Raw genomic sequence first — 11,545 nt, 5'->3', positions numbered from 1 at the left:
AGCGCCGCGGCCGCACTGGACCTGCGCACCGGCGAGGTCAAGGCCGCCCGTACCGAGCTGACCGCGCTGCTGGCCGATCCCGATCCGCGCGGCTGGCGCTTCGCCTTGGCGGCCCTGGTTGGCGGTGGCCGTGACCCGGCGGTGTCGGCCGACGTCCTTGGGGAGCTGGTCGACGCCAATGCCATTCCCAACCAGCTCGACGCCTGGCAGGAGTTTGGTCGGCTGGCCATGCGCATGGACCAGCCGGTGCTGGCGCGGCGCATGATCGACGAAGTGGTAAAGCGCTTCCCGGGTGAGCCGCGGGTGGCCCTGCTCAATGCCAGCCAGATGTTCCAGTCCGGTCGCCGCGATGAAGCGCTGGCGGCGTTGAAAGCGGTGGAGCCCAAGGCGCGCCAGGATCCCGAACTGCGCAACGCGGTGGCCATCGCCTACGACGCGATGGGCGATGCGCGTGCCGCCGAGCGCCTGCTCGCGGTGGGGCCGCAGGACGTGCAGACCTGGGGCATGCGCGCCTCGCTGCTGGCCAAGGAAAAGGACGACGCGGCGCTGTCGGCGCTGTACGCCGAGCTGTCGCGCCACGCCAACAAGCCGGATCCGGGCCAGCGCCTGCTGCTGGGCAAGATCGCCGAGTACCTCAAGCGCCCGGCCGAGGCGGTGGACTGGTACCACAGCGTGCCCGGGGGTGAAGAGCTGGCCGAAGCGCGCCTGCGCGCGGCCAATGCGCAGTATCTGGTCGGGCGCACCGATCTGGCGTTCGCGGAAGTGCATGCCATCCAGTCCGACGCCACCGTCGACGATGAAGCCCGCCGCGACGCCTATCTGCTGGAAGCCGAGCTGCGCCAGCGTGGCAACGATCTGCCCGGGGAACTCGATGCCCTGGCGCGGGGCCTGGCGGCCTACCCGGATGAGAATGGCCTGCTGTATGCCCGTGCACTGGCCTGGGAGCGCCGCGACGACGCGCCGCGCGCCGAAGCCGACCTGCGCAAGATCCTGGTCACCGAGCCGGAGAACGTGGCCGCGCTCAATGCGCTGGGCTACACCCTGGCCGACCGCACCACCCGCTACCAGGAGGCGCTGGAGCTGATCGATCGTGCGCGCGTGGCCGACCCGGACAATGCCGCCATCATCGACAGCTACGGCTGGGTGCTGTATCGCCTCGGCCGCAATGAAGAGGCCCTGGTGCAGCTGCGCCGGGCCTGGACCCTGGCCAAGGACGCGGAAATCGCCGCCCACGTGGGCGAAGTGCTGTGGGTGCTGGGACGCAAGGACGAAGCCCGGCACTTCTTCGACGAGGCACGCAAGCTGGATCCTGACAACCGCGCGCTGCAGCGCGTGATCGAGAAGTACGGCGTATGACCATGCATTACCTGAAAGCCGGGGCCGGCGTAGCCCTGGCGTTATCGCTGTCGGCCTGCGTGTCGATGGGGCCGCGCAATGCCCCGGCCGCTCCGGCGGTGGTGGAGACCGTGTCGGCTGCGGCCCAACAGGCTGAGAACGACCGGGTTGCCGCGCTGCGCACGCAGCCGGACTGGAGCTTCCAGGGCCGCGTCGCGGTCAACAAGGGGCGAAACGGCGGCAACGGTCGCATCGACTGGCGGCAGCAGGCGCGGCAGTACGTGATCCAGCTGAGTGCACCGGTGACCCGGCAGAGCTGGACCCTGACCGGCGACAGCCACCACGAGGGCGGTCGCCTGGAGGGGTTGGACGGTGGTCCGCGTGAAGGCGAGGATGCCCAGCAGCTGCTGCTGGAAGCGACCGGCTGGGACATTCCGGTCAATCAGCTGCCCGACTGGGTGCGTGGACTGGTGGCCGACGATGCCGCGACGGCCGAACAGGTCGAACGCGACGCGGAAGGCCGTCCCCGCCGGGTACGGCAGATGGGCTGGGACATCCAGTACCTGGACTGGTATCCGGCGCAGGACGGCCAGCCTGGCCTGCCGCGCCGGATTGAAGCGGTCAACGGCGACGCCAAGGTGCGGGTGCTGGTCGACAGCTGGGCGCTGGCCCAGCCATGAACCGGCCGGACCCGAATGACGCGGGCTGGTCCTGGTGGCCGGCCCCGGCCAAGCTGAACCTGTTCCTGCACATCACCGGGCGTCGGGCAGACGGCTACCACCTGCTGCAGACCGTGTTCCGCCTGCTGGACTGGGGCGACCGGATTGGCCTGCGCCTGCGTGAAGACGGGCAGATCCGTCGGGAAGGGGCGTCGGTGGCTGGCGTGGCCGAAGCCGATGACCTTGCTGTGCGCGCGGCGCTCCTGCTTAAAAAAACGGCCAACATCGCCCAAGGTGTCGACATTGTTGTCGAAAAATCCGTTCCGGCAGGGGGCGGGTTCGGTGGCGGCTCTTCCGACGCGGCCACCGTGCTGGTGGTGCTGAACCGCCTGTGGGATGCCGGACTGGACGAAAACGCGCTGGCCGCGCTCGGCCTGCAGCTGGGGGCCGACGTGCCGGTGTTCGTGCGTGGCCACAACGCCTGGGCCGAAGGGGTGGGCGAACAGCTCACGCCGGTGAACCTGAATCCGGCCTGGTACGTCATTGCCGACCCCGGCGTCCACGTGCCGACCGTGGCTCTTTTTGCCTGTCCGGATTTGACGCGGGACGCCCCAGTAGCGAAAATAGCGGACTTCGCTTCCGGGTCTTTGCTCGGGAATGCGTTCGAGCCGGTACTGCGCCGTCGCGAACCTGCCGTGGAGGCAGTGCTTGCAACGTTGAGCAGGATTGGCCGGGCACGACTCACCGGGTCGGGAAGCGGTTGCTTCGTCGAGTTCGCCACGCGCGCTGCTGCAGAGCAGGGCCTGGCGCAGTTGCCGAAGGAGCTGCGGGCATGGGTGGCTGCGGGCGTGGAGCGCTCGCCACTGCTTGATGTACTCGAGCGTTGTTGATTTTGATGCAGGGGCGTCGCCAAGAGGCCCAAGGCACCAGGTTTTGATCCTGGCATTCGGAGGTTCGAATCCTCCCGCCCCTGCCACTCGCGAAGATCCACGGCGGGTACCTGCGCATGTTGCGCGGTCCCGGTTGGACCTTCGCGGTGTTGTCACCGCAGACACCTTCGGGTGCCGGCGGCCGAGTTCTCCGCCATAGCTCCCGCCCGAGACCGTCATGATGCAAGAACACCCCAACCTGCTGGTTTTTTCCGGCAACGCCAACAAGCGCCTTGCGCAGAGCATCTGCAAGGAACTGGGGGTGCGTCCGGGCAAGGCGTTGGTGTCGCGCTTCTCCGACGGTGAAGTGCAGGTCGAGATCGAGGAAAACGTCCGCAAGCAGGACGTGTTCGTGATCCAGCCGACCTGTGCGCCCAGCGCCGAGAACCTGATGGAACTGCTGGTGCTGATCGATGCGCTCAAGCGCGCTTCGGTCAACAGTGTCACCGCGGTGGTGCCGTACTTCGGCTACTCGCGCCAGGATCGCCGCATGCGTTCCTCGCGCGTGCCGATCACCGCCAAGGTCGCCGCCAAGATGTTCAGCGCGGTGGGGGCCGACCGGGTGCTCACCGTTGACCTGCATGCGGACCAGATCCAGGGGTTCTTCGACATGCCGGTCGACAACGTGTATGCGTCGCCGCTGCTGCTCGCCGACATCTGGCGCGCCTACGGCACCGAAAACCTGATCGTGGTGTCCCCGGACGTGGGTGGCGTGGTGCGTGCGCGCGCTGTCGCCAAGCGTCTGGACGATGCCGATCTGGCGATCATCGACAAGCGCCGTCCGCGCGCCAACGTCTCCACCGTGATGAACATCATCGGTGACGTCGAAGGCAAGACCTGCGTGATGGTCGATGACATCGTCGATACCGCCGGCACCCTGTGTGCAGCGGCTGCAGCGCTGAAGGCGCGCGGCGCGCTCAAGGTGGCGGCGTACTGCACCCACGCCGTGCTTTCGGGCCCGGCGGTGGACAACCTGAACAACTCCCAGCTTGATGAGCTGGTGGTGACCGACACCATCCCGCTGCGTGATGAAGCGCGGGTGTGCAGCAAGATCCGCCAGCTCAGCGTGGCGGAAATGCTGGCCGAGACGATGCGCCGCATCGCCTTCGGTGAGTCGGTCAGCTCGCTGTACGTGGATTGATGTGAAGTTTTTCCCGCCCGCCGGCAACGGTGGGTGGAACCCCGGGCGCTTCTGGTCGCGGAAGTGCCTTTCAACCGCCAAGCCATTCCGGCAAGGCACCAACTGGTAGCAAGAAAATGTCGAAGACCCATGAAATCAAGGTCACCAAGCGTGAACTGCAGCGTAAGGGTGCGAGCCGCCGCCTGCGTCACGCCGGTGTGATTCCGGCCATCGTGTACGGTGGCAACGCCGAACCGGTCGCCATCAGCCTGGACCACAACGCCATCTGGCTGGCCCAGCAGAACGAGTGGTTCTACTCGTCCATCCTGGACCTGAACCTGGACGGCAAGATCCAGAAGGTGCTGCTGCGTGACATGCAGCGCCACCCGTTCAAGCAGCTGATCATGCACCTGGACTTCCAGCGCGTGAACGAAAACGAGAAGCTGACCGCTTCGGTGCCGCTGCACTTCATCAACGAAGACACCTCGCCGGCTGGCAAGGCTGCCGACGTCGTGGTCACCCACGAACTGAAGGAAGTTACCGTGTCCTGCCTGCCGAAGGATCTGCCGGAGTCGATCGACGTCGACCTGGCTGGCCTGAATGCCGGTGACGTGGTGTACCTGTCCAACATCAAGCTGCCGAAGGGCGTGGAAATCCCGGCCCTGGCGCTGGGCAAGGACCACGACGACGCCATCGTCACCGCCAAGACCGGCAAGGTCGACGCGGCCGACGAAGAAGCTCCGGCTGCCGAGTAATACCAAGCGGTGCCCGCCTTCGGGCGGGCACCGTGCTGGAAGGGACGATGGCAGGATTGCGACTGATCGTCGGTCTGGGCAACCCCGGATCGGAACACGCCCGGACCCGGCACAATGCCGGGTTTCATTTCGTTGAGGCCCTGGCCGAAAAGGCCGGTGCGCGCTGGAACGTGGACAGCAAGCTGTTCGGCGAGACCGCCAAGGTCGAGATTGCCGGCCAGCCGGTGTGGCTGCTCAAGCCCGCCACTTTCATGAACCTCAGTGGCAAGTCGGTCACCGCCGCGCAGCGGTTCTGGAAGATCGAGCCTGAGGACACCCTGTTGGCGCATGACGAACTGGACCTTGCCCCCGGTGTGGCACGGCTGAAGTTCGATGGCGGCCACGGCGGCCAGAATGGCCTACGCGATACCATGCGCCTGCTCGGCCACGGCAGATTCCATCGCCTGCGCCTGGGTATCGGCCATCCCGGTCACAAGGACCGCGTGGTGGGCTGGGTACTGGGACGCCCGTCCAAAGAAGATGACGTGATGATGTCCCGCGCCATCGACGATGCAATCGATGTGTTGCCGCTGGCGGTGCAGGGCGACTACAACGAAGCCATGAAGCGACTGCACACCCCGAAATAATCACGGCGTACCGACCCACGGTCGGTATCTGCCCCACCAGAGGTTGTCAAAGATGGGTATCAAATGCGGCATCGTCGGTCTGCCCAATGTCGGCAAGTCGACCCTGTTCAACGCGCTGACCAAGGCGGGCATCGCCGCGGCCAATTTCCCGTTCTGCACGATTGAACCGAACGTCGGCATCGTGCCGGTGCCCGACCCGCGCCTGAACGAACTGGCGGCGATCATCAACCCGCAGAAGGTCATTCCGACCGCGGTCGAGTTCGTTGACATCGCCGGCCTGGTCGCCGGTGCCGCCAGCGGTGAAGGTCTGGGCAACAAGTTCCTGGCCCACATCCGTGAAGTGGACGCGATCACCCACGTGGTGCGCTGCTTCGAGCACGGCGACATCGTGCACGTGGCCGGCAAGGTTGACCCCATCGCCGACATCGAAACCATCGACATCGAGCTGGCCCTGGCCGACCTGGACAGCGTGGAAAAGGCGTTGAACCGCGCCGAGCGCGCCGCCAAGGGCGGCGACAAGGAAGCGACCGCACGCAAGCCGGTGCTGGCCAAGCTGCAGGCCGCGCTGGCCGACGGCAAGGCCGCGCGTTCGGTCGGCCTGGACGACGAGGAAAAGGCGCTGATCCGCGACCTGTTCCTGCTCACCATCAAGCCGGTGATGTACATCGCCAACGTGCTGGAAGACGGTTTCGACAACAACCCGCACCTGGAAGCCGTGCGCGCCCATGCCGCCGCCGAAGGCGCGATGGTGGTGCCGGTGTCGGCGGCCATTGAAGAAGAGCTCTCGCAGTTGGACGACGAAGACCGCGATACCTTCCTGACCGACCTCGGCCTGACCGAGCCGGGCCTGAACCGCGTGATCAATGCGGCCTACAGCCTGCTGGGCCTGCAGACCTACTTCACCGCCGGTCTAAAGGAAGTCCGTGCCTGGACCGTGCGCAAGGGTGCCACCGCTCCCCAGGCTGCTGCGGTCATCCACACCGACTTCGAGAAGGGCTTCATCCGCGCCGAAACCATCGCGTATGCCGACTTCATCAAGTACAAGGGCGAAGCCGGTGCCAAGGAAGCCGGGCGCCTGCGTCTGGAAGGCAAGGAATACCGCGTCCAGGAAGGCGACATTCTGCACTTCCGCTTCAACGTCTGATCTCATCCGCGATGGATGTCCACAACGCCCCGCCTTCGTGCGGGGCGTTGTGCGTTTTGGGGGTGGTGAAAAAATGACCGCGTGTTGAAACGGTTGCAGCGCAACGTTCAGCGCAGTTGTCCACAGCAAACTCCCACGGCTTTCCACGTAGGGTGTGGAAAACCTGCAGCATGGCTGGACAAAAAATCGCCACGTGTTGAAAGCGTTGTGGGGTGTGGTTTACATGCAGTTGTCCACAGCAAACTCCCATCGCTTTCCACGTGGAATGTGGAAAACGTGGGGCGATTGAGTGTGGTCAAAAAATGATCAGGACTTCGAAAACGCTGTCGCACCGGGCTCTGCGTGGGTTATCCACATCATTCTCCCGGACCATTCCACATGCCATGTGGAGAAGTAGCGACACGCCATGCGTGTCGTCGAACCGCCGCGGTCACAGGAACAGCCGGTTTCGATCCCGGGTCATGCGTTACCGGATGTTGAGCGGTCCACGGCCGTCGTCTGTCGACCGACGCTACCAAGGCAGCTTGCGCGGTGGTTTGCACGGATCCGGTAGAGCCACGCCCTGCGTGGCTGCCGCCGGATCCATGCGATTACACCATCAGGCGGTCAGAGGGCCGAGCCACCGAACTTGTGTGTGTACTGCAGGTTGATGGTGCGACCCACGGTGTCGAACCAGCTGACGTCGTAGTAGGGGTACGAGGTGTACGTCGCATCCTTCGGCGGCATCTTGTTGAACACGTTGACCACCGACAGCGACAGGCGCGAGTGGTCGTCGAAGCGGTACTGCAGCGAGACGTTGTAGCGGTAGGTGGCCTTCACCCACGGGCTGTCGCCGCTGTCCCAGTCGAAGCTCTGGTCGTAGCTGTCGTAGGTCGGCAGCCGGCCCAGGCGCGAACCGTACAGCGTTGCCGACCACGCCGCCTGCTCCCAGGTCAGGCTGGCGCTGGTCTTGGTGCGCGGGATGTCGAAGCCGCTGTTCACCGCGAACTGGTCCTCCACTGCGTCACCCGCGTACTGCTGGAAGTCGTGCGTCTTTACCCAGGTGTGGTTTCCGCTCAGGATGAAGTCGCCCACCCCCGTGGTCAGACGGTAGCGCAGGCCCACGTCGATACCCTGGGTGCGCTCGCGTGCCACGTTGATCGGGCTCACGTGCACCCCGTACAGGCGGCCATCCTCCGTGCGCGTCACCCGGCTGACCGCATCCACGCAGGTCGGCGACGCTGCGTCCGCATCGCCCAGGCGGCAGGCCGCCTCGTCGCGCAGGATCGTGCTCACGTCCATGTCCTGCACCTGGTCGCGCATGTCGATATCGAACCAGTCCACTGACAGGTCCAGCCCGATCGCCGGCGACCACACCAGCCCCGCACTCCACGACGTGCTGGTCTCCGGGTCCAGCTGGCGGTTGCCCGCGCGCGAGCGGATCAGGTTCTCCTCGTAGTCGGAGCAGTCGTCCGCCCCGTCCAGTGCACAGGCGTAGTAGTCATTGGCGCTGGTTTCGTCATTACCCGGGCCCGCATACACGTAGTGCAGGTCCGGCGCACGGAACGCCGTGCCGTACGAGCCGCGCACCAGCAGCGTGTCCAGCGGACGCCATTCGATGCCGCCGCTCCAGGTCGCCTTGCCGATCGTGTTGCCCGAGTAGCGGTACTGGTCGTAACGACCCGCCACGCTCAGGTTCAGCGTCTCCAGCAGCGGCAGGCGCAGTTCCGCCGCCGTCGCCCAGCGGTTGCGGCTGCCGTGGCCGTCAGAGTCCTTCCAACTGTAGTAGTAGTACTGCGTGGCCAGCGGGTCCGGATTCAGTGCATAGGACTGGTTGCCGAACTCCGCCGTGGCCGCGAAGCCGGCCTTGCCGCCCGGCAGCGTGAACAACTCGCCGTTGGTCAGGGTCAGCGCGGCCGTGTCGGTGCGCGACTTCGGCGTGTAGGTCGTGCGCGCGGCAATGCTGTCGTACTCGGCGCGGGTCAGCGGCTGGTACAGGCGCGCCGGGTCGGCGTTGTAGATCGGGAAGCCGTCATCGTCTTCACCCAGCTGTGGCCCCAGGAACAGGTCATTCGCCTTGGCGGCGATGATCTGCGGCCAGCGCATGCTGGACTGGTACTGCGAGTGGCTCAGCGAGGCCTCGTAGTCCCATTCACCGGTCAGGGTGCCCTTGAAGCCGGTGGTGACGCTGAAGGTCTTCTGGGTGCTGCGCACCATGGCGTTGTCCAAGCCGCCCATTTCCTCCGGCGAGAACTGGCGCTGCCAGAACTCCACCTGGTCGGTGGCCTGGTTGTAGAAGTAGCCCTCTTCATTGCCATCGGCGGCCATGCGACCCCACTGGGTCACATCGCGCATCAGGGCGATGTCGTGGTAGCCCAGCTGCACGTCGGCGAACCATTCCGCGCCATTGTCGAAGGCGTAGCGCAGCGATGCATAGCCGTTGGCCCCGCGGCGCTTGCTCAGGATCGTGCCGTAGCCGATCGAACGGTCACTACCGCAGTAGAAGCCGTAGCGCGGACGCTCGGCGTAATAGGTGCTGCCACGGTTCTGCCCGGCGAGGGCGTCGCAGGTGGCCTGGCCCGGGTCCAGGTAGTCATCGTTGTAGTCGGTGCGCAGGTAGGCACGGCGTGCTGCGCGCGCGCTTTCGGTCGGCGCGTCCAGGGTCGAATCCTGCTGGTCGCGCTCGTATGCCCACAGCGGCGTCTGCGACTGCAGTTCCAGGCTGTACACCGCGCTGAAGCGACCGGCGTCGAAGCCGCTGGCCACGCTCATGTCGAACGACTCGCCGCCGCCTTCGGTGGTGGTGCCCATGCGCACGTCCACCGTGGTGCCGTCCACCTGCTTCTTCAGGATGAAGTTGACCACGCCGGCAATCGCGTCCGAACCGTAGATCGCCGAGGCACTGCCGGTCAGCACTTCAATCCGCTCGATCATGCCCAGCGGAATGTTGGACACGTCGGTGAAGTTGCTGCGGCCCTGGAACGGCATCGGGAAGTCGGCAATGCGCCGGCCATTGACCAGTACCAGGGTGTGGTTCGGGCCCAGCCCGCGCAGGTCCACCTGTTGTGCCCCGGGCGAGAAGTCCGCGCCGCTGGCCGACTGCTGGCTCTGGGTTTCGCCGCCGTTCTGGGTCATCGCGCGCAGCACGTCCGGCACGCTGGTGAAGCCGCTGGCCTGGATCTGCTCGGCGGTGATCACCGTCACCGGGGCCGGCCCTTCCACCTGGGCGCGCGGAATGCGCGAGCCGGTCACCTGTACCGTGTCCAGTTGCTGCACGTCAGGGGCCGCCGGGGACTGGGCCGCCGCCGTGGCGGACACACCCATCAACGCCAGCTGGATCGACCACGCCATCGCCTGTTTACGCATGAGAATTCTCGAGAAGAAAAGTCGGCCTCAGGGGAGGCCTGGCCCCCATTCACATTCGGAATGGACGGCGCGCATTTAACGCCTTTTTTACGTCAGCCGCCAGCGGCCCTGCTTCAGCTTGGTCAGGCTGCGGCATGATGTACCTCACTTTCCTTCCGGGCCCTGTTCATGTTGCTTCGTTCCCGCCTGCTGCTCGCCTTCTGCCTGGTGCCCTCGCTGGCGTGGGCGGCCGATCCGGTCCTGGTCATTCATGGTGGGGCGGGGGTCCAGCGCAAGGATCTGAGCCCGGCCGAAGCACAGGTGGCGCGCGGGGCGCTGCGCAGGGCCCTGCTCGCCGGGCATCAGGCGCTGGATGCGGGCAAGCCCGCGCTGGAGGCGGTCACCGCGGCGATCACCGTGCTCGAGGACGATCCCACCTTCAATGCCGGCAAGGGGGCGGTGTTCACCCATGACGGGCGCAACGAGCTGGATGCCGCGCTGATGGACGGGGCGACCCTCAAGGCCGGTGCAGTCGCCGGGGTGCAGCGGGTACGCAATCCGATCCAGCTGGCCGAGGCGGTCATGCAGCATTCGCCGCACGTGATGATGGTGGGGCAGGGGGCTGAAGCCTTTGCGGTGAGCCAGCGCATCCCACTGGTCGACCCGTCGTACTTCCGCACAGAGAAGCGCTGGCAGCAGCTGCAGCGCGCCCTGAAAGAGGAGGCCAGCGGCCAGGCGCACGCTGATTTCGAGACGGCACGCCATTTCGGCACCGTGGGCGCGGTGGCGCTCGATGCCCAGGGCCATCTGGCCGCAGGTACGTCCACCGGCGGCATGACCAACAAGCGCTATGGGCGTGTGGGCGACTCGCCGATCATCGGTGCCGGCACCTATGCCAATACCACGTGTGCCGTCTCCGGCACCGGCTGGGGCGAGTTCTACATCCGCACCGCCGCCGCGTACGACATCTGCGCGCGCATGCAGTACCTGAAGCAGTCGCCGGCTGAGGCGGGTCGCGCGGTCATCAATGAACGCATCCCGGCGCTGGGAGGCGACGGCGGGGCGATCGTGCTGTCCGCCGAGGGTGTCGCAGCCACCCCGTTCAACACCCAGGGCATGTATCGGGGCTGGATTGGCCGCGATGGCGTGCCGCATGTGGCGATCTTCGATGACGAGACATTGCCGCTGCCCGGTGAATAAGCCCGCCGCAGAAGGAAATTTTCACTTCGTGTGAAAAAGTTGAAAAAGATTGTTGACAGAACCCCGATTCATCCCCAAAATTGCGGGCTCTTCCACCCCACACCGAAAACGCTTCGGCACGACGGGACAGGGTGGTAAGGAGGGATACCCAAGCGGCCAACGGGGGCAGACTGTAAATCTGCTGGCTTACGCCTTCGGTGGTTCGAATCCACCTCCCTCCACCAGTTTCATGTTGTGGCAAGAGCTTCCGATGCGGGAGTAGTTCAATGGTAGAACCTCAGCCTTCCAAGCTGATGGTGCGGGTTCGATCCCCGTCTCCCGCTCCATTGAATGAGTTTGAATATATTCAAATTCATGCCATAATACAAAACTCGCTCACGTAGCTCAGTCGGTAGAGCACCTCCTTGGTAAGGAGGAGGTCGAAGGTTCGATTCCTTTCGTGAGCACCATCTT

9 protein-coding genes and 4 tRNA genes are annotated in these 11,545 nt (G+C 65.5%); 12 read left to right on the top strand and 1 reads right to left on the bottom strand.

Annotated features, from left to right (window positions below):
- The 8 genes from RT551_RS12855 to ychF form a co-directional block, all read left to right on the top strand.
- Positions 1-1,356, top strand: a 1,356-nt coding sequence (locus tag RT551_RS12855) for a tetratricopeptide repeat protein (protein ID WP_313459241.1), incomplete at its 5' end; no start/stop codon positions are given.
- On the top strand, positions 1,353-2,015 hold the full coding sequence (gene lolB, locus RT551_RS12850; RefSeq protein WP_313459239.1) for a lipoprotein insertase outer membrane protein LolB: 663 nt from the start codon (positions 1,353-1,355) through the stop codon (positions 2,013-2,015). The genes RT551_RS12855 and lolB, both read left to right, overlap by 4 nt.
- Positions 2,012-2,884, top strand: coding sequence for a 4-(cytidine 5'-diphospho)-2-C-methyl-D-erythritol kinase (ispE, locus tag RT551_RS12845; RefSeq protein WP_313459236.1), 873 nt, complete (start codon positions 2,012-2,014; stop codon positions 2,882-2,884). The genes lolB and ispE overlap by 4 nt, the downstream gene beginning before the upstream one ends.
- A 9-nt stretch (positions 2,885-2,893) precedes the next feature.
- Positions 2,894-2,970 (top strand) — tRNA-Gln (locus RT551_RS12840).
- A 134-nt stretch (positions 2,971-3,104) separates the two neighbouring features.
- On the top strand, positions 3,105-4,064 hold the full coding sequence (locus RT551_RS12835; RefSeq protein ID WP_125358654.1) for a ribose-phosphate diphosphokinase: 960 nt from the start codon (positions 3,105-3,107) through the stop codon (positions 4,062-4,064).
- 116 nt (positions 4,065-4,180) lie between these two features.
- Positions 4,181-4,798 (top strand): 50S ribosomal protein L25/general stress protein Ctc, encoded by a 618-nt coding sequence (locus RT551_RS12830; protein WP_311190281.1) that lies wholly within the window; start codon positions 4,181-4,183, stop codon positions 4,796-4,798.
- Between the two features lie 47 nt (positions 4,799-4,845).
- Positions 4,846-5,424, top strand: coding sequence for an aminoacyl-tRNA hydrolase (gene pth / locus RT551_RS12825; protein WP_313459233.1), 579 nt, complete (start codon positions 4,846-4,848; stop codon positions 5,422-5,424).
- 52 nt (positions 5,425-5,476) lie between these two features.
- Positions 5,477-6,568 carry a redox-regulated ATPase YchF gene (gene ychF, locus RT551_RS12820; RefSeq protein ID WP_313459229.1) on the top strand — a complete coding sequence of 364 codons (1,092 nt, stop codon included), beginning with the start codon at positions 5,477-5,479 and terminating at the stop codon, positions 6,566-6,568.
- A gap of 606 nt (positions 6,569-7,174) precedes the next feature.
- Here ychF and RT551_RS12815 read toward each other — a convergent pair.
- A complete protein-coding gene (locus RT551_RS12815) occupies positions 7,175-9,913 on the bottom strand; it encodes a TonB-dependent receptor (RefSeq protein WP_313459227.1) in 2,739 nt (912 codons plus the stop codon).
- A gap of 168 nt (positions 9,914-10,081) precedes the next feature.
- Between RT551_RS12815 and RT551_RS12810 the strand changes: the two genes are divergently transcribed.
- From RT551_RS12810 to RT551_RS12795, 4 genes are all read left to right on the top strand, one after another.
- The gene (locus tag RT551_RS12810) at positions 10,082-11,092 is read left to right on the top strand and encodes an isoaspartyl peptidase/L-asparaginase (protein ID WP_313459225.1); all 1,011 of its coding nucleotides are present in this window, start codon (positions 10,082-10,084) and stop codon (positions 11,090-11,092) included.
- Between the two features lie 138 nt (positions 11,093-11,230).
- Positions 11,231-11,316: transfer RNA gene (locus RT551_RS12805), tRNA-Tyr, on the top strand.
- Between the two features lie 28 nt (positions 11,317-11,344).
- Positions 11,345-11,418, top strand: a tRNA-Gly gene (locus RT551_RS12800).
- Between the two features lie 47 nt (positions 11,419-11,465).
- Positions 11,466-11,541 (top strand) — tRNA-Thr (locus tag RT551_RS12795).
- Positions 11,542-11,545 lie beyond the last annotated feature (4 nt).

Source organism: Stenotrophomonas sp. (assembly GCF_032103445.1).
Taxonomy (GTDB): domain Bacteria; phylum Pseudomonadota; class Gammaproteobacteria; order Xanthomonadales; family Xanthomonadaceae; genus Stenotrophomonas.
The sequence above is the reverse complement of the archived record's forward strand: the minus strand, read 5'-3'. Positions and strand labels throughout refer to the sequence as shown.